This window comes from Frigoribacterium sp. Leaf164, assembly GCF_001423665.1.
In the GTDB taxonomy this organism is placed as follows: Bacteria; Actinomycetota; Actinomycetes; order Actinomycetales; family Microbacteriaceae; genus Frigoribacterium; species Frigoribacterium endophyticum.
Genome location: NZ_LMOX01000001.1, coordinates 711,213 through 728,066 on the forward strand (window position 1 = coordinate 711,213; position 16,854 = coordinate 728,066).

Here is a 16,854-nt window from a genome sequence, read left to right on the forward strand (position 1 = left end):
GCGGGAGGCGCGTGATGCTTCCTACGAGGACGCCCCGGTCGGAGAGGTCCAGAGCTCCTGCCAGCCGACGCCGAAGCCTCGCACGAGCGAGCGGAGCACCGGCACGGAGAGCCCCACGACGGCGCTCGGGGTGCCCTCGATGTGGCTGATGAAGGCGGAGGCCCGGCCGTCGATGGTGAAGGCGCCGGCCACCTCGAGGGGCTCCCCGGTGGCCACGTAGGCGTCGAGCTCGGCCGGGTCGAGGTCGTCGGCGAAGGTGAGGTCGGCGGAGGCGACGGCTCCCGCGCCTCCGGACGGGTGCTGCTCCGTCGCCCGGGGCGCGCCTCCGCGGTGGTCGATCAACCAGTGGCCCGACCAGAGCGTGCCGTGCCCGACCTCGGCCATGCGGCGCCAGCGGTCGAGCGCGAGCCGCGGCAGGTGCGGCTTCCCGTGCACCTCGCCGTCGAACTCGAAGGCGCTGTCGCCGCCCAGGACGAGGCCGTCGAGCGGGCGGCCGTCGACGGTCACGTCGAGCACGGCCTCGGCCTTGGCCCTGGCCAGGAGCGACACGGTCTCGGAGGCCGTCAGGCGTCGCCCCGCCTCCTCCTCGGCCCGCGCGACCGCGGCGTCCTCGTCGACGCCGGGGCTGATCAGGACGGGCTCGACGCCCGCGGCCCGGAGGAGGGCGAGGCGGGCGGGGGAGGTGCTGGCCAGGTAGAGCGCGACGGTCATGCCCGCCAGCCTGTCAGACTCGACGCATGGGAGACATGCTGGGCCGCGAGGTCGAACTGGACGTGACGGGCATCGCACACGGGGGCATCTCGGTGGCCCGCCTCGACGGGCGCGTGGTGTTCGTCAGCGACACCCTGCCGGGCGAGAGGGTGGTCGCCCGCGTCACCGACGACAAGAAGAAGTCGTTCTGGCGCGCCGACACCGTGTCGGTGGTCGAGGCCAGCGAGCACCGGCGCCCGCACGTGTGGTCGGCCGCCGCCCTCGAGGTCGACCCGGTCGACCGGGCCGGCGGCGCCGAGTTCGGCCACGTCGACCTCGCCCACCAGCGCGAGCTCAAGTCGCAGGTGCTGCGCGACGCGCTCGTGCGCACCGGTGGCGTCCCCGAGGCCGAGGCGACCGTCACGGTCGAGGCCCTGCCGGGCGACGACGAGCGCCGGGGGACGGGCTGGCGCACGCGGGTCCGCCTGCACCTCGACGCCGACGGCCGACCCGGCCAGTACGCGGCGCGCTCGCACCGCGTCGTGCCCGTCCGCGACCTGCCGCTCGCCACCGACGAGGTCGCCGCCGCGGCCCCGCTCGGCGAGGCCTTCGCCGGCGAGGAGCACGTCGACGTCCTCGCGCCGAGCGTCGGGGGAGCGCGCCTCGTCATCGGGCGCCAGGCGCCCACCACCATCACCGAGACGGTCGGCGACCGCAGCTTCCGCCTCGACGACCGCGGCTTCTGGCAGGTGCACCGCGAGGCCGCGGCGACCCTGACGGCCGCCGTGCAGCAGATGGTCGACGTCGACCTCTTCGACCCGCGCGCCGACAACCTCGACCTCTACGGCGGCGTGGGCCTGCTGGCGGCTGCGCTCGGCGACGCCTTCGGCCCCTCCGTCCGCGTGACGAGCGTCGAGAGCGACGAGCGAGCCACCGAGCACGCCTCCGAGAACCTCGCCGAGTGGCTCGGCGCCTCGGCCGAGACGGGCCGCGTCGAGCGCTGGGTCCGCCAGCGCGCCGACCGCGCGACCGCCGCCGAGCGCGACCGCGCGCGGGCCGCGACCGTCGTGCTCGACCCGCCGCGCTCGGGCGCCGGCAAGGAGGTCGTGGCCGCCCTCGGCGTGCTGTCGCCGGCCCAGGTCGTCTACGTCGCCTGCGACCCGGTCGCCCTCGCCCGCGACGTCGCCCTGTTCCGCGACGCGGGCTACGACGCCGTCCGTCTCCGCGCCTTCGACCTCTTCCCGAACACGCACCACGTCGAGACCGTCGTGCAGCTGCGCCGACGCTGACGCGGCCGCCCCGGGCGGATACGATGGCGTCGTGCACGGCCGGGATCAGGGACCGGCCGCACGCCGACAGAAGGACCCACCGTGACTGACGCCACGACCGACGCTCCGGTCTCGCCCCCGCCCGCTCCGCCCGTGAGGGTCGCCATCGTCGACGACCACGAATCGGTGCGCCTCGGCATCCAGGCCGCGTGCCAGAACGAGGGCTTCGACGTCGTGCTCACCGCCGCGGGGGTGCAGGAGCTCGTCGAGGCGCTCGCCGGCCGCGAGGTCGACGTGGTCGTGCTCGACCTCTCCCTCGGCGACGGCTCGACCGTCACCGAGAACGTCAAGCGCGTCCAGGCCACCGGCTCGGCCGTCCTGGTCCACAGCATCGCCGACCGGGTCGCCAGCGTGCGCGAGGCGCTCGCGGCGGGCGCGGCCGGCGTCATCCCCAAGTCGTCGGCGACGAAGACCGTGATGGCCGCCGTCGCCACGGTCGCCCGCGGCGACGTGCTGAACAACCTCGAGTGGGCGAGCGCGATCGACGCCGACCGCGACTTCGCGAAGGCCCAGCTCGGTCGGCGCGAGCGCGAGATCCTCCACCTCTACGCCTCGGGCCTCCCGCTCAAGCTCGCCGCCCAGCAGCTCGGCATCGGCTACTCGACGGCCCGCGAGTACCTCGACCGCATCCGCGTGAAGTACGTCGAGGTCGGCCGCCCGGCACCCACCAAGGTCGACCTGCTGCGTCGCGCCGTCGAGGACGGCATCCTGCCGGGCCTCGACGCGGACGGCGGCGATGGCCGCTGAGCGGGCGCTCACCGCTCCCGCCCCGCCCCGCGCCTCGCGCAACCCGATCAGCCAGGCCCTCTTCGACAAGGTCCTCGGCCGGGTCATCGCGCTCGCGGGCCTGATCTTCGGGCTGCAGGCCTTCCCGAGCATGCTCGCCCAGATCGGCAGCATGCAGGTGGCGTGGGCCTGGATCATCGGCCTGGCCATGTTCGGCGGCTTCGTCGCCATCGGGGTGGCGAGCCTCCTCGTCCGCGGCGTCGAGACGGCCAGCGCCTTCGTCGCGGTCGCCTACCTCATCGCCCTCATCACCTGGCCGCTGGCCGTCCAGGACCCGAGCGTCGTGCAGCCCTCCGTGCCCTGGCTCTGGTACCTCTGCACGGTGGCCACCGCGGCGGCCGCCTTCGCCTTCTCGGCCTGGATCGCGACCGGCTACCTCTTCGTCGCCCCGCTGGTCTACGGGCTCATCCGGCTGACGCCCTCGGGGGGCGGGGCGACGGTCTCCCGCGCCGCCCTCGACTCCGTCTACGCCGTGCTGCTCGGCGGCGCCGTCCTCATCCTCGTCCTGATCCTGCGGCAGGCCAGCGCCAACGTCGACGCGGCCCAGGCGACCGCGGTGGCGCGGTACTCGAACGCGATCCGCGAGCACGCGACCGAGCTCGAGCGCGTCGAGGTCGACGCGATCGTCCACGACAGCGTCCTGACGACCTTCATCCAGGCGGCGCGGGCCTACAGCGCGGAGGAGAAGGTCCTCGCGACCTCGATGGCCCGGAACGCGGTGGCGCACCTCTCCAGCGCCGCCAGCCAGACGCCCTTCGACGAGTCGGCGACGACCCTCGGCTCCATGCGCGACCGGCTGGTCGTCGTCACGAGCGAGATGGGCGCCGACGTGGAGGTCAGCACGCGCGGCATCGACGGCCACGGCATCCCCTCGCCGGCGGCCGAGGCGCTCTACAGCGCGGCCGTCCAGGCCGTCGTCAACAGCTGCCAGCACGCCGGCGGCGACGACGTCCGACGGTGGGTGACGGTCGAGTGGACCGAGACCGGCGGAGCGCTCGTCGAGGTCGGCGACACCGGCCGGGGGTTCGACCCCGGGCACGTGCCGGAGGGGCGCCTCGGCGTCCGGGTCTCCATCGTCGAACGGCTCGCCAACGCGGGCGGGCTCGCCTGCATCGACTCGCGCCCCGGCGAGGGCACCGTCGTGCGCCTCGCCTGGCCGAGCGGCGACGTCGTCGGCCCCGCCGACGCCGCCCGCGAGGAGGCCGCGTCGTGAGGGTCAGCGTCCCGCGCTGGCTGATCGTCCTGCTGGCCGCCGTCTTCTCCGGCTACCACCTCGTCCTCGCCGCCGTCAGCCTCGACCGCTTCGACGACCCGTGGCCCGTCGTGGCGTGCATGGTCGTCTACGTCGTCGTGACGGTCATGGTGCTCTGGCCCTCGGGCCGCGCGCGCATGCCCGTCTGGCTCGCCGCGTTCGCGCTGGCCGTCAGCGTCGTCATGCCGCTCCTCGTGACGTCGCAGCTCGACCCGTCGCAGAAGAACGGCTACGCGACCTGGTACGTCGCGGCGATCGGCACGCTGATGGTCATCGTCGCCACCCGTCGCCGCCAGGGGTTCGCCTGGCTCGGGGTCGGCTTCATGGCCGTCCACGGCGTGACCTGGGGCGGGCTCGGCGCCGTCGCCGACCTCGGGGTCGTCGGCAGTGTCTCGTGGGTCGCCTTCGCGCACGCGATGACGGCCACCCTGACCCGCGCCGGCCGGGAGACGCGCGAGTTCATCCTCGCCGAGCACGAGGCGGCCGACTGGCAGGCCGCCCAGGAGGCGCACGTCAACGAACGCCAGTACCGCCTCCTGCAGACCAGCCGCACCGCACGGCCGATGCTGCAGGAGATCGTGGCCCAGGGCGGCGACCTCACGCCCGAGCAGCGGCAGGAGTGCCTCCACCTCGAGGGCGCGATCCGCGACGAGATCCGCGGCCGCCGCCTCCTCGACGACGACGTCCGGCGAGAGGTCATGGCCGCCCGACGCCGGGGCGCCGTCGTCAGCCTGCTCGACGAGGGCGGCATCGACGACCTCGATGCCCGGGAGCTGCGACGCATCCACCAGGCCCTCGCCGAGGCGCTGCACGGTTCGTCCGCCGACCGCATCATCATCCGGACGGCCTCCGGCGGAGGCGACGACGCGGTGACGGTCGTGGGCCTCGGCTCGGCCGACCTCAGCTCCAGCGCCCTCGGTCGAGGAGTCGCGGCGGAGGCCGACGAGGACGACGACGGCGACGAGGTCCAGCTCTGGCTGCAGATCCCGCGCTCGGTGCCGGAGCAGGCGGCTCCGTAGCGGCCACGCCCCGGTCGTGCCCGGAGCAGGCTGGGGGCCCCCGGACGACGAAGGAGGGCCGGACGATGAGTCCGGCCCTCCTGGGGAACGTCACTGGGTCAGGGCGGTAACCCGAATACCGCCCTGACCCGCCCCCGGTCGAGGAACCCGCTTACCCTAGTCGGCCCTCGATCGGCGGTGCTACTCAGAGAGAGACACCTAGCACTGATGACTATGCCGGTCGACCCAGGGTGTCCACAGTCGTCATTTAGGGGGACACCGAGGGGACGATAGGTCGGTCTACCCCCGTTCGGGAGCACTGACCGCGCGGATCTCGCCCTGGCCGGCCCCGCGGGACCGACTCGACCGGGGGACAGGGCGGGGTACGTCGGCGGGGCCCCGCGGGGTCAGCGGACCGGGCTGCGCCAGGCGCCCGGGCCGTGAGGGAGCGGGCCTCGGACGACCCGGGCCCGCGACGACCACTCCGAGGGGCTCGCCGGCACGGCCTCGGTGTCGCGCCGGCTCCGGGTCTCGGCCTCGACGGCGGCGAGGACGGCCGTGACGGCAGCGAGCTCTTCCGGGGTCGGCGAGCCCGCCACGACGCGGAGGACGTCGTTCACAGCGGGATGTTCCCGTGCTTCTTGGGAGGCAGCTCGGCCCGCTTGGTCCGCAGTGCGCGGAGCGCCTTGATGACCGAGACCCGGGTGGCCGCCGGCTCGATGACGCCGTCGAGCTCGCCGCGCTCGGCGGCCAGGAACGGGCTGGCGACGTTGTAGGTGTACTCGCTCGCCAGCCGGGCCCGCACCGCGGCGACGTCCTCGCCGGCGGCCTCGGCGGCCTTGATCTCGCCCCGGTAGAGGATGTTGACGGCGCCCTGGCCGCCCATGACGGCGATCTCGGCGGTCGGCCAGGCGAGGTTGATGTCGGCCCCGAGCTGCTTGGAGCCCATGACGATGTAGGCCCCGCCGTAGGCCTTCCGCGTGATGACGGTGACCAGCGGCACGGTGGCCTCGGCGTACGCGTAGAGGAGCTTGGCCCCGCGCCGGATGACGCCCGTCCACTCCTGGTCGGTGCCCGGCAGGTAGCCGGGGACGTCGACGAGCGTGAGGATGGGGATGCCGAAGGCGTCGCAGAAGCGGACGAACCGGCTCGCCTTCTCGCCGGCCTCGATGTTGAGCGTGCCGGCCATGGCCGAGGGCTGGTTGGCGATGACGCCGACCGAGCGGCCCTCGACGCGGCCGAAGCCGATGACGATGTTGGGGGCGAAGAGGGGCTGGACCTCGAGGAACTCGCCGTCGTCGACCACGTGCTCGATCACCGTCGTGACGTCGTAGGGCTGGTTGGGGCTGTCCGGGATCAGCGTGTTCAGCGTGCGGTCGGCGTCCGTCGTCTCGAGCTCGACCGGCCGGTCGAAGACGTGCGGCTCCGAGAGGTTGTTGTCGGGCAGGTAGGAGAGCAGCGACCGGGCGTAGTCGAGGGCGTCGTCCTCGTCGCTCGCGAGGTAGTGCGACACCCCGCTGACCTTGTTGTGGGTCAGCGCTCCGCCGAGCTCCTCGAAGCCGACGTCCTCGCCCGTGACGGTCTTGATCACGTCGGGGCCGGTGACGAACATGTGGCTCGTCTTGTCGACCATGATGACGAAGTCCGTCAGCGCGGGCGAGTACACCGCGCCTCCCGCGGCCGGGCCCATGATGAGCGAGATCTGCGGGATGACGCCCGAGGCGGCGGTGTTCAGCCGGAAGATCTCGCCGTACTTGCCGAGGGCGACGACGCCCTCCTGGATGCGCGCTCCGCCGCTGTCGAGGATGCCGATGATCGGCACGCCCGTCTTCAACGCCAGCTGCATGACCTTGATGATCTTCTCGCCCGCGACCTCGCCCAGCGAGCCGCCGAAGATCGTGAAGTCCTGCGAGTAGACCGCCACCTGGCGGCCGTGGATGGTGCCCGTGCCGGTGACGACGGCGTCGCCGTAGGGGCGCTTGGCCTCCATGCCGAAGGCGTGGGTGCGGTGGCGGACGAACTCGTCGAGCTCGACGAACGACCCGGGGTCGAGCAGCCCGTCGATGCGCTCGCGGGCGGTCATCTTGCCCTTGGCGTGCTGCTTGGCGACGGCGGCCTCGCCGCTCGCCGTCACGGCCTCGTGGTACCGGTTCTTCAGGTCGGCGAGCTTGCCCGCCGTCGTCCGCAGGTCGGGCTGGGGGGCCGCCGGGCCGTCGGCCTCGGGGCGGGTGGTGTCGGAAGTCACGCGCCTCACTCTACCCAGGGGGCGCTCCCCGGCCGTTGGAGCTCGTCGCACGTCCATCGGCTCCCGCGCTGTGGGACTCCTCACACGCCTAGGCTGACCGCGTGACGTTCCCGCTCGCCTCCGCCCGCTCGCCCCGCCTCGTCCACGTCGCCGAGACGGGCTCGACCAACGCCGACCTGCTGGCCGACGCCTCGGCCCCGCACGGCGCCGTCCTCGCCACGCTCTCGCAGACGGCCGGCCGCGGCCGGCTCGACCGGCGGTGGGTCGCCCGGCCGGGCCGCACCGTGGCCGTCAGCGTCCTCCTCGAACGCGGCTCCCTGCCGGTCGACGCGCTGGGCTGGGTGCCCCTGCTGGCGGGCCTCGCGATGCGCGCCGCCGTCGCGTCGCTGGTGGGCCCCGACCGCGTCGGGCTCAAGTGGCCGAACGACGTGCAGGTCGGCGGGGCCAAGGTGTGCGGAGTCCTCGCCGAGCTGCGCCCCGGCGCGTCGGCCGTGGTGGTCGGCGCAGGCGTCAACCTCACGACGCCCCGCGACGAGCTGCCCACCGACTCCTCCACGTCGCTCCGGCTCGAGGGGGCCGAGGGCTCCGCGGAGTCGCTGGCCGACCTGGTCGTGGCCGGCTGGCTCGACGAGGTGCTCACCGGGTTCGACGCGCTCGCCGCCGCCGGGGGCGACGCCGTCTCCTCCGGCCTGCACGCCCGCGTGGCCGCCGAGTGCAGCTCGCTCGGCCGCGAGGTGCGGGTGGAGCTGCCCTCGGGGGAGCTGCTCGCGGGCCTCGCCGTCGCCGTCGACGAGGGCGGCCGTCTCGTCGTCCGCACGCCGTCGGGCGCCGAGCGGTCGGTGGCCTCGGGCGACGTCACCCACGTCCGCCATGGGTGACGCGGTGGGAACGGCCGACCAGCAGCCGCCCGAGGTCGTGGTCGCCCGGCTGCGCCCCCACGCTCGGGTCCTGTTCTGGCCCTCGGTGGCCCTCATCGCGATCTGCGCCGGCGCCGGGTGGCTGAGCGGCCTCGTCGAGGCCGGGTGGCAGACGTGGGCCGTGCTCGGAGCGGCGGCGCTCCTCGCCCTGCTGCTCTGGGCGGTCCCGCTGCTCGTCTGGCTGGGTCGCCACACCGTGATCACCACGCGGCGCCTCATCGTCCGACGCGGCTTCTTCGTGCGCACCCGACAGGAGCTGCTGCACAGCCGGGGCTACGACCTGACCGTGCGTCGGAACGCCGCGCAGAGCCTGTTCCGCAGCGGCGACGTGCTCGTCGGCACGGGCCTCGACCGGCCGGTCGTGCTCTGGGACGTGCCGTCGGCGGACCTGGTCCAGGCCACGCTGCACGACCTCATGGAGGCGGCGTCCGAGCCGCTCGCGCGGCGGCGTCCGGTCGAGCGGCCGGAGCCCGGGGGCGACGATCGCGGCTGGACCGAGCGGCCCGGCCGCTGAGCGCCGACGTCGCCCACCCCGCCGACTGGCGTCCGAGCCCGAACTGGAATAAGGTATGTCGATGCGAATCTCTGTGATCGGTTGCGGTTATCTCGGTGCGGTCCACGCGGCCTGCATGGCCGAGCTCGGGCACGACGTCGTCGGGGTCGACGTCGACGAGAGCAAGGTCGCCGAGCTCGCCGCCGGTCGGGCCCCGTTCTTCGAGCCGGGGCTGCCGGAGGTCCTGGCCCGGGGGGTCGCGAGCGGTCGGCTGCGCTTCACGACCGACATGGCCGAGACGGCGGGGGCCCGGGTCCACTTCGTGGCCGTGGGCACGCCCCAGACCGCCGGCAGCCACGCCGCCGACCTCCGCTACGTCGACGCGGCCGTGGGCGGCCTGCTGCCGCACCTCTCCGACGGCGACCTCGTGGTCGGCAAGTCGACCGTCCCCGTGGGCACCGCAGCCCGTCTCGGCGACCTGGTGCGCGCCTCCTCGGGGGCGGACCTCGCCTGGAACCCGGAGTTCCTCCGGGAGGGCTTCGCCGTGGCCGACACCCTCTCGCCCGACCGCTTCGTCTACGGCGTGCCCGGCGGCGAGGGCGGCGAGCGGGCGACCGCCCTGCTCGACGAGGTCTACGCAGGCCCGCTGGCCGCCGGCATGCCGCGCCTCGTGACGGACTACGCGACGGCCGAGCTGGTGAAGGTGTCGGCCAACGCCTTCCTGGCCACCAAGATCTCGTTCATCAACGCCATGGCCGAGATCGCCGAGGCGACGGGGGCCGACGTCACCCAGCTGGCCGACGCGATCGGGCACGACGCGCGCATCGGTCGCCGGTTCCTCAACGCCGGCCTCGGCTTCGGCGGCGGGTGCCTCCCGAAGGACATCAGGGCGTTCCAGGCCCGGGCCGACGAGCTCGGCCTCGAGTCGCTCGCCTTCCTCGCCGACGTCGACGCCGTGAACCTGCGCCGGCGCCGTCGCGTCGTCGACCTCGCCGTGGAGCTCCTCGGCGAGGTCGAGGGGGCCCGGGTCGCCGTGCTCGGCGTCGCGTTCAAACCCGACAGCGACGACGTCCGCGACTCGCCCGCCCTCGACGTCGCACGGGCCCTCCACGGGCTCGGTGCCCAGGTCGTCGTCTACGACCCGCAGGCGGCGGGGACGGCCGCGAAGCTCGCCCCCGAGCTCGCGTACGCCGCCGACCTCGAGGAGGCGCTGGCCGGGGCCGACGTCGTCCTGCTCCTCACCGAGTGGCAGCAGTTCCGTCAGCTCGACCCGGCCGTGGTCGGCGCTCTCGTGGCGCACCGGCGCATCGTCGACGCCCGCAACGTGCTCGCGCTGCCCGCCTGGCGGCACGCCGGGTTCGAGGCGCGGGGTCTCGGGCGACCCTGAGCCGGTCCCCTAGCATCGAGCCCATGGTCCGCCTCCACCGCCCCGTCGTCCTCGTCGCCGCCTCCGGGCTCCTCCTCGCCCTGACCGGCTGTGTCGGAGGCGGTGACGCGGAGCCCAGCCCCACCACGTCGGCGCCGGCGTCGTCGCCGTCGACCGTCGAGCCGGCTCCCGAGCCGACGAGCGCGCCGCCGGTGCCCACGACGGGCGCCGACGCCTGGACCGACGACACGGGCTACGCCGCCTGCGTGGAGCACGCCGGCACCGACCTCGAGGCGGGCTACACGTGGTACCCGCGCACCACCCAGGCGCTCGTGGCAGGCAGCGACGGCACGACGATCGACATCACCGGCGTGTTCACCGGCGGTGACGTCGGCGTGGCGAACGTCACCTACGGCTGCGTGCTCGGCGGTACGCAGGCCGCCCCCGAGATCTCGGGCGCACTCGTCCGCTAGGCCGTCTGCCACGATGATGTCCGGGGCTCGACCGAGCCCGAGAGCACGAGACAGCCGGCCCCTCCCGACGCGGAGGCCGTCCCGGCGCGACTTCGAGGAGACCACATGGCGTTCCGCATCGGCGTGATCGGCGGAGGGCAGCTCGCCCGGATGATGGTGCCCCCCGCGGTGCACCTCGGCGTCGACATCCGCGTGCTCGCCGAGCAGGAGGGCAGCTCCGCCCGCCTCGCCGCGACCGCGGTGGGCGACTACCACGACGTCGACACCGTGCTCGCCTTCGCGCGCGACGTCGACGTCGTGACGTTCGACCACGAGCACGTGCCGCAGCGCGTCCTGCACGCCCTCGTCGAGGCCGGCGTGGCCGTCCACCCGTCGCCGGGCGCGCTCGCCGTCGCGCAGGACAAGCTCGTCATGCGCGAGCGGCTGACGGCGCTCGGACTGCCGGTGCCCGCCTGGGCCGCCGTGCACGACGCCGCCGAGCTGGCCGCCTTCCTCGGCGAGCACGGGGGCCGCGCCGTGGTCAAGACGCCCCGGGGCGGCTACGACGGCAAGGGCGTCCGCGTCGTCTCGGGCGCCGACGAGGCGGACGACTGGTTCGCCGTGGTCGCGGAACAGGGCGACGGGGGCGCCCTCCTCGTCGAGGAGCTGGTCGAGTTCCGCCGGGAGCTCGCGCAGCTGGTCGCCCGCCGGACGAGCGGACAGGTCGAGGCCTGGTCCCTCGTCGAGACCGTGCAGCGCGACGGCGTCTGCGCCGAGGTGACGGCTCCGGCCCCGGGCGCCGAGCCGGTGCTCCAGCGGGAGGCGGAGGCCATCGCGCGCCGGGTGGCCGAGAGCCTCGGCGTGACCGGGGTGCTCGCGGTCGAGCTGTTCGAGACCGTCGACGGGCGCCTCCTCGTCAACGAGCTCGCGATGCGGCCGCACAACACCGGCCACTGGAGCATCGACGGAGCCGTGACGAGCCAGTTCGAGCAGCACCTCCGCGCCGTGCTCGACCTGCCGCTCGGTGACCCGGCTCCCCACCGGCCCTGGAGCGTCATGGTGAACGTGCTCGGCGGCCCCGCCGAGGGCACCATGGCCGAGAGGCTCCCCGCAATCATGCTCGCGCAGCCCGGCGCCAAGGTGCACGACTACGGCAAGGAGCCTCGTCCCGGCCGCAAGGTCGGGCACGTGACGACGACGGGCGACGACCTCGCCGACGTCCGTTCACGAGCGCGCGCCGCTGTTCGGTTCTTCGAGGACTGACGGCTATCCTCTCCCTCGTGCCTGACCCGATCGCCTCCGAGCCGACCACCCCGACGCGGCCGAACGACCCCGCCGTCGCGCCGTCGGTCGCCATCGTGATGGGGTCCGACAGTGACTGGCCCACCCTCCGCAGCGCTTCGGACATCCTCAGCGAGCTCGGCGTGGCGCACGAGGTCGAGGTCGTGTCGGCGCACCGCACGCCCGAGAAGATGATGCGCTTCGGCCAGCAGGCGGCAGGGCGCGGCATCCGGGTCGTCATCGCCGGGGCGGGAGGCGCGGCGCACCTGCCCGGCATGCTCGCGTCGCTGACGACCCTGCCCGTGATCGGCGTCCCGGTCGCGCTGGCGAAGCTCGACGGCCTCGACTCGCTCCTGTCCATCGTGCAGATGCCGGCGGGCATCCCCGTCGCGACCGTGTCCATCGGGGGAGCGGCCAACGCCGGTCTCCTGGCCGCCCGCATCCTCGGCATCTCCGACGCCGCGCTCTCGGCCCGGCTGGCCGACTACGCCACAGGGCTGGGCGAGCTCGTCGAGGAGAAGAACGCCGCCCTCCACCGGTCGCTGTGAGCGCTCAGCTGCCCGTGCGGCACCCCGACCTGAGCTCGCCGTCGTTCATGACGAAGCGGGCCTGGACGCTGGTGCTGCTGAACGTCGTCGTGCCCGGCTCGGCCCAGGTGCTGGCGGGCAGCCGCCGACTCGGCCGCTGGGGCCTCGCCTCCACCCTGGTCTTCTGGTCCGCGGCCCTCGTCACGGCGGCGCTGGCGATCTTCTGGCGCACGCCCCTCTTCGACGTGGCGACGAACGTGGCCGCGCTGACCGTGGTGCAGGTCTTCCTCGTCTACTACGCCGTGCTCTGGTCCGTGCTGACCATCGACACGCTGCGGCTCGTCCGCATCATCCGCACCGTGCCGACCGCGCGGGGGTTCCTGGCCGGCGTCATGGTGCTGCTGATGGCCGGCACGGTCGGCCCGATGGCGTGGGGCGCGTACCTCACCGGGGTGCAGCACGGGCTCCTCGACTCGCTCTTCACCTCGCGCCTGGCGGCGGCCGACCCGGTCGACGGGCGGTACAACATCCTCCTGCTCGGCGGCGACGCCGGGGCCGACCGCACGGGCCTCCGGCCCGACAGCATCTCGGTGGCGAGCATCGACGCCGAGACCGGCGCCACGACCATCATCGGCATCCCGCGCAACCTCTACAACGCCCCCTTCTCGGAGGGCTCGCCGCTCTGGGGCCAGTACCCCGACGGCTACTCCTGCGGCGACGACTGCCTCGTCAGCTACCTCTACACCTACGGTGAGGAGCACCCCGAGCTCTACCCCGAGGCCGAGGCGAAGGGCAGCAACCCCGGCATCGAGGCGATGCGGGACGCCGTCTCGGGAGTCACCGGGCTCACGCTGCAGTACTACGTGCTGATCGACATGCAGGGCTTCGTCGAGCTGATCGACGCCCTCGGCGGCATCACGGTCGACAACACCGAGGGGCGCCTGCCGATCAACGGCGGCGTCGACGGCGCGGGCAACCCGATCAACGTCGACGGGTGGATCGAACCGGGCGAGCAGGTGCTCGACGGCTACCACGCGCTCTGGTACGCACGGGCGCGCCACGGCTCGGACGACTACCACCGCATGGCTCGTCAGCGCGAGGTGCAGCAGGCCCTGCTCTCGCAGTTCCAGCCCGCGACCGTCCTCGCCAAGTTCCAGTCGGTCGCGTCGGCCGGCGCCCAGACCGTCGACACCGACATCCCGCAGGGCGCCCTCAGCGCCTTCGTCGAGCTCGCCCTCCAGGCGAAGGAGCAGCAGATCACCGACCTGGAGATCGTGCCGCCGACCTACTCGAACGTCTACCCCGACTTCGACGTCATCCACGCCGACGTCGCCGCGGCGACGACCTCGGCCGCGGCGGAGTGAGGCTGCCGAGCCGAGCCGACGGGCCCGTCCGTCCTGTGCCGGGCGCATCCGACCCAGGACGACGTCGTGCCCGGCACCGTCCGTGGAACGCCCCTCGCCGCCCGGTGCCGCTCAGAGGTCGGCGTGCAGCTGCCACACCTTGTCGGCCGAGTCGCGCCAGCTGAAGGCCCGTGCCCGGTCGAGGCCGGCGATCCCGAGGCGCGACGACAGCTCGAGGTCGCTGACGACCTGGAACATCGCCTGGGCGAGCCGTTCGGGGTAGCCCTCAGCGTCGAGGCGGGGCACCACGACGGCAGCCTCGTCGGCCACCTCGACGAGGGCCGGGGCGTCGGAGACGATCGTGGGCGTGCCGAGGCTGAGCGCCTCGACGACGGGCAGGCCGAAGCCCTCGGCGAGGCTGGGGAAGACGAAGACGGAGGCGCGCTGCAGCAGGACGGCCAGCTGGGCGTCGGTCACGAAGCCGAGGGTGCGCACACGCTCGGGCGCGAGGCCGGCGGCCGCGGCGACGTCGGCGACGCGGACGTCGCCCCAGCCCTCCGGCCCGACCACGAGGAGCGGGAGGTCGGGGGCGTCCGGGTGCGCAAGCGCTCGGATGAGGGGCTCGAGGCCCTTCCGGGGCTCGACGGTGCCGACGCTCAGCACGTAGCGGTCGGGGAGGCCGAGCTCGTCGGCCACGGCGTCGGCGTCGGCGGGCACCCGGAGGTCGTCGCTGACGGCGCCCCCGACGACGCGGACCCGGTCGCCGAAGGGGAACAGCTCTGCGAGCTCGCTCGCGACGGCGTGGGTCGGCACCACGACCGCGTCGGCGTGGCGGAAGGCGCGCTTCGTCATCGCCTTGTGCCACCGGACTCCCCGGGGCGTGAGGGTCTCGGGGTGGGTCCACGGGACGGTGTCGTGGATCGTGACGACGGTCTGGTCGCCGGGGTCGAGGTCGCGGTCGTGGCGGCCGAGGGGGGCCAGGAGGCTCGTGGCGTGCACCATGCCCTTGCCCGGCAGCCCGACGAGGCCGGTCTGCCACGCGACGGCGAGCTCACGCCGCCCGAGGGGGGACTTCGCGAGGCCGGAGAGGCCCGGCACGAGGTCCGTCAGCCGGTCGTACTCGGCCTGGGGGTGGGCTGCGACGACGCCCTGCACGTCGCAGCCACGGGGGGCCGTGGCGACGAGGGCGCGGGTGAGCTCGCTCGTGTAGCGGCCGATGCCGCCCGGCACGGGCGCGAGGATCTGGTCGACGACGACCCGCAGCGTGGTCATCGGCCCCCGGCGGCGTCGCTCAGCACGCCCGTCCGGCTGGCCTCGGCCAGGGCGTCCTGCCACGGGCGCATCGGGGCGATCCCGGCTCGCTGCCAGGCGTCGTGGCCGAGGACGCTGTAGCTCGGGCGCGGCGCCGGGCGGACGAAGGTCGAGCTGTCGGTGGGGTGGACCCGTTCCGGGTCGAGGCCGGTGAGGCGGAACGTCTCCCGGGCGAAGTCGCACCAGCTCGTCTGCCCGGCGTTCGTGCCGTGGTAGACGCCGGCGGGAGCGTCGGCGTCGAGCAGGGCGACGATCTGGTGGGCGAGGTCGAGGGTCCAGGTGGGCTGACCGACCTGGTCGGCGACGACCGAGAGCGTGTCGCGGGCCGCGGCCAGCCCCAGCATCGTCTTCGGGAAGTTGGCGCCGTGGCGGCCGTAGAGCCACGCGGTGCGCACGACGTACGTGCCGTCGGGGTTCGCCGCGAGGGCGGCCCGTTCGCCGACGGCCTTGGTGCGGCCGTAGGCGTTGAGCGGTGCGTAGGGGGCGTCTTCTGCGTAGGGCGCCGTGGCGTCGCCGGCGAAGACGTAGTCGGTCGACACCGTGACCAGCTTCGCGCCGGAGGCGGCCGTCGCCTCGCCGAGGAGGCCGACGGCCGTCCCGTTGACCGCCAGCGCCGCCTCCTCGTCGGTCTCCGCGGCGTCGACGGCCGTGTAGGCGGCCGCGTTCACGACGACGTCGTGGCCGTCGACCGCGGCGAAGACGGCGTCCCGGTCGGTGACGTCGAGCTCGGCCCGGCCGAGGAGGGTCACGTCGCGGCCGAACAGGGCCTCGACGAGGTCGGAGCCCAGCATGCCGCGGGCGCCGGTGACGAGGTACTTGGCGTGCTGGGATGTCGTCATCAGAGGGCCGCTCGCTCCTTCAGGGGCTCCCACCACTGACGGTTGTCGCGGTACCACTGCACCACGTCGGCGAGGCCCTGGGCGAAGGGCACCTGGGGCTCGTAGCCGAGCTCGGCGCGGATCTTCGAGATGTCCACCGAGTAGCGGAGGTCGTGGCCCAGGCGGTCCTGCACGCGGTCGACGTAGGACCAGTCCTTGCCGGTGGCCTCGAGCAGCATCTCGGTGAGCTCCTTGTTGGTGAGCTCGGTGCCGCCGCCGATGTTGTAGATCTCGCCCGCGCGGCCGCCCACCAGCACCATCGCGATGCCGCGGGTGTGGTCGTCGACGTGGAGCCAGTCGCGGATGTTGTTCCCCTCGCCGTACAGCGGCACGTGACGGTCGTCGATGAGGTTGGTGACGAAGAGCGGGATGACCTTCTCGGGGAAGTGGTACGGGCCGTAGTTGTTGCTGCAGCGCGTGATCGAGACGTTCAGGCCGTGGGTGCGGTGGTAGCTGCGCGCCAGGAGGTCGCTGCCTGCCTTCGAGGCGGAGTAGGGCGAGTTCGGCTCGAGGGGGCGGTCCTCCGCCCACGAGCCCTCGGCGATCGAGCCGTAGACCTCGTCGGTGGAGACGTGCACGAAGCGGGCCAGGTCGTTGCGGAGGGCCGCGTCGAGCAGCTGCTGCGTGCCGAGGACGTTGGTCTCGACGAAGATCGAGGCGTCGCGCACGGAGCGGTCGACGTGCGACTCGGCCGCGAAGTGGACGACGGCGTCGACCTCGGGGAAGAGCGTGTCGAGCAGGGCCCCGTCGCGGATGTCGCCCTCGACGAAGCGGTAGCGGGGGGAGTCGGCGACGCTCGCCAGGTTGGCGAGGTTGCCCGAGTAGGTGAGGGCGTCGAGCACGACCACCTCGGCCCCCTCGAGGCCCGGGTACGCGTCTTCGAGGGTGCGTCGGACGAAGTTGGAGCCGATGAAGCCGGCTCCGCCGGTGACGAGGATTTTCACGGAGGTTCCTTGAGATTGTCGGTCTTCTGAGGTCGGTCGATCT

General features: G+C 73.8%; 17 protein-coding genes. 11 read left to right on the top strand and 6 right to left on the bottom strand.

The features are described from left to right. Positions 1 to 21 precede the first annotated feature (21 nt). Positions 22 to 711: a nucleoside triphosphate pyrophosphatase gene (locus ASF82_RS03205; protein WP_056053274.1), complete on the bottom strand. Its 690-nt coding sequence runs from the start codon at positions 709 to 711 to the stop codon at positions 22 to 24. A 26-nt stretch (positions 712 to 737) separates the two neighbouring features. On the opposite strand from ASF82_RS03205, the gene ASF82_RS03210 reads away from it, so the two are divergent. From ASF82_RS03210 to ASF82_RS03225, 4 genes are all read left to right on the top strand, one after another. Then, positions 738 to 1,979, top strand: a complete 1,242-nt coding sequence (locus ASF82_RS03210) for a class I SAM-dependent RNA methyltransferase (RefSeq protein WP_056053277.1) — start codon at positions 738 to 740, stop codon at positions 1,977 to 1,979. 81 nt (positions 1,980 to 2,060) lie between these two features. Further along, on the top strand, positions 2,061 to 2,765 hold the full coding sequence (locus ASF82_RS03215) for a response regulator transcription factor (RefSeq protein WP_056053280.1): 705 nt from the start codon (positions 2,061 to 2,063) through the stop codon (positions 2,763 to 2,765). Continuing rightward, on the top strand, positions 2,755 to 4,017 hold the full coding sequence (locus tag ASF82_RS03220) for a sensor histidine kinase (RefSeq protein ID WP_056053284.1): 1,263 nt from the start codon (positions 2,755 to 2,757) through the stop codon (positions 4,015 to 4,017). The genes ASF82_RS03215 and ASF82_RS03220 overlap by 11 nt, the downstream gene beginning before the upstream one ends. Beyond that, entirely contained in the window at positions 4,014 to 5,075 is a 1,062-nt protein-coding gene (locus tag ASF82_RS03225) for a hypothetical protein (RefSeq protein WP_056053287.1), read from the top strand. The genes ASF82_RS03220 and ASF82_RS03225 overlap by 4 nt, the downstream gene beginning before the upstream one ends. A gap of 386 nt (positions 5,076 to 5,461) precedes the next feature. Here ASF82_RS03225 and ASF82_RS03230 read toward each other — a convergent pair whose 3' ends face one another. Together ASF82_RS03230 and ASF82_RS03235 are read right to left on the bottom strand one after the other, a co-directional pair. Further along, positions 5,462 to 5,674 carry an acyl-CoA carboxylase subunit epsilon gene (locus ASF82_RS03230; protein WP_056053290.1) on the bottom strand — a complete coding sequence of 71 codons (213 nt, stop codon included), beginning with the start codon at positions 5,672 to 5,674 and terminating at the stop codon, positions 5,462 to 5,464. Next, complete coding sequence (locus tag ASF82_RS03235; RefSeq protein WP_185231907.1) at positions 5,671 to 7,308, bottom strand: acyl-CoA carboxylase subunit beta; 1,638 nt, start codon at positions 7,306 to 7,308, stop codon at positions 5,671 to 5,673. Before ASF82_RS03235 ends, ASF82_RS03230 begins: the two co-directional genes overlap by 4 nt. A 92-nt stretch (positions 7,309 to 7,400) precedes the next feature. Here ASF82_RS03235 and ASF82_RS03240 point away from each other — a divergent pair, with 92 nt between their 5' ends. The 7 genes from ASF82_RS03240 to ASF82_RS03270 all read left to right on the top strand — a co-directional run bounded on the left by ASF82_RS03240 (position 7,401) and on the right by ASF82_RS03270 (position 13,699). Further along, positions 7,401 to 8,177: a biotin--[acetyl-CoA-carboxylase] ligase gene (locus ASF82_RS03240; RefSeq protein ID WP_056053293.1), complete on the top strand. Its 777-nt coding sequence runs from the start codon at positions 7,401 to 7,403 to the stop codon at positions 8,175 to 8,177. Then, on the top strand, positions 8,170 to 8,730 hold the full coding sequence (locus ASF82_RS03245; protein ID WP_082514274.1) for a PH domain-containing protein: 561 nt from the start codon (positions 8,170 to 8,172) through the stop codon (positions 8,728 to 8,730). The genes ASF82_RS03240 and ASF82_RS03245 overlap by 8 nt, the downstream gene beginning before the upstream one ends. Before the next feature lie 61 nt (positions 8,731 to 8,791). After that, entirely contained in the window at positions 8,792 to 10,096 is a 1,305-nt protein-coding gene (locus tag ASF82_RS03250) for a UDP-glucose/GDP-mannose dehydrogenase family protein (protein WP_056055733.1), read from the top strand. 23 nt (positions 10,097 to 10,119) lie between these two features. Further along, entirely contained in the window at positions 10,120 to 10,548 is a 429-nt protein-coding gene (locus ASF82_RS03255; protein ID WP_056053296.1) for a hypothetical protein, read from the top strand. 105 nt (positions 10,549 to 10,653) lie between these two features. Next, a complete protein-coding gene (locus ASF82_RS03260) occupies positions 10,654 to 11,790 on the top strand; it encodes a 5-(carboxyamino)imidazole ribonucleotide synthase (protein WP_056053300.1) in 1,137 nt (378 codons plus the stop codon). Between the two features lie 98 nt (positions 11,791 to 11,888). Continuing rightward, the gene (purE, locus tag ASF82_RS03265) at positions 11,889 to 12,356 is read left to right on the top strand and encodes a 5-(carboxyamino)imidazole ribonucleotide mutase (protein ID WP_056055736.1); all 468 of its coding nucleotides are present in this window, start codon (positions 11,889 to 11,891) and stop codon (positions 12,354 to 12,356) included. After that, positions 12,353 to 13,699 carry an LCP family protein gene (locus ASF82_RS03270; protein ID WP_056053305.1) on the top strand — a complete coding sequence of 449 codons (1,347 nt, stop codon included), beginning with the start codon at positions 12,353 to 12,355 and terminating at the stop codon, positions 13,697 to 13,699. The genes purE and ASF82_RS03270 overlap by 4 nt, the downstream gene beginning before the upstream one ends. 111 nt (positions 13,700 to 13,810) lie before the next feature. On the opposite strand, the gene ASF82_RS03275 is transcribed toward ASF82_RS03270, so the two are convergent. Genes ASF82_RS03275 through rfbB form a run of 3 tightly spaced genes read right to left on the bottom strand, consistent with a single transcriptional unit; the run spans position 13,811 to position 16,811 of the window. Next, the gene (locus tag ASF82_RS03275) at positions 13,811 to 14,950 is read right to left on the bottom strand and encodes a glycosyltransferase family 1 protein (protein ID WP_056053308.1); all 1,140 of its coding nucleotides are present in this window, start codon (positions 14,948 to 14,950) and stop codon (positions 13,811 to 13,813) included. Then, entirely contained in the window at positions 14,947 to 15,828 is an 882-nt protein-coding gene (rfbD, locus tag ASF82_RS03280; RefSeq protein WP_056053311.1) for a dTDP-4-dehydrorhamnose reductase, read from the bottom strand. Before rfbD ends, ASF82_RS03275 begins: the two co-directional genes overlap by 4 nt. Further along, positions 15,828 to 16,811, bottom strand: a complete 984-nt coding sequence (rfbB, locus tag ASF82_RS03285; RefSeq protein WP_056053315.1) for a dTDP-glucose 4,6-dehydratase — start codon at positions 16,809 to 16,811, stop codon at positions 15,828 to 15,830. Before rfbB ends, rfbD begins: the two co-directional genes overlap by 1 nt. Positions 16,812 to 16,854: the final 43 nt, after the last annotated feature.

What these genes read in the sequence shown, in the direction of transcription:
- ASF82_RS03205 (WP_056053274.1), bottom strand. Translation starts at nt 711, where the DNA reads ATGACCGTCGCGCTCTACCTGGCCAGCACCTCCCCCGCCCGCCTCGCC.
- ASF82_RS03210 (WP_056053277.1), top strand. Translation starts at nt 738, where the DNA reads ATGGGAGACATGCTGGGCCGCGAGGTCGAACTGGACGTGACGGGCATC.
- ASF82_RS03220 (WP_056053284.1), top strand. Translation starts at nt 2,755, where the DNA reads ATGGCCGCTGAGCGGGCGCTCACCGCTCCCGCCCCGCCCCGCGCCTCG.
- ASF82_RS03245 (WP_082514274.1), top strand. Translation starts at nt 8,170, where the DNA reads ATGGGTGACGCGGTGGGAACGGCCGACCAGCAGCCGCCCGAGGTCGTG.
- ASF82_RS03250 (WP_056055733.1), top strand. Translation starts at nt 8,792, where the DNA reads ATGCGAATCTCTGTGATCGGTTGCGGTTATCTCGGTGCGGTCCACGCG.
- ASF82_RS03255 (WP_056053296.1), top strand. Translation starts at nt 10,120, where the DNA reads ATGGTCCGCCTCCACCGCCCCGTCGTCCTCGTCGCCGCCTCCGGGCTC.
- ASF82_RS03260 (WP_056053300.1), top strand. Translation starts at nt 10,654, where the DNA reads ATGGCGTTCCGCATCGGCGTGATCGGCGGAGGGCAGCTCGCCCGGATG.
- purE (WP_056055736.1), top strand. Translation starts at nt 11,889, where the DNA reads ATGGGGTCCGACAGTGACTGGCCCACCCTCCGCAGCGCTTCGGACATC.
- ASF82_RS03275 (WP_056053308.1), bottom strand. Translation starts at nt 14,950, where the DNA reads ATGACCACGCTGCGGGTCGTCGTCGACCAGATCCTCGCGCCCGTGCCG.
- rfbD (WP_056053311.1), bottom strand. Translation starts at nt 15,828, where the DNA reads ATGACGACATCCCAGCACGCCAAGTACCTCGTCACCGGCGCCCGCGGC.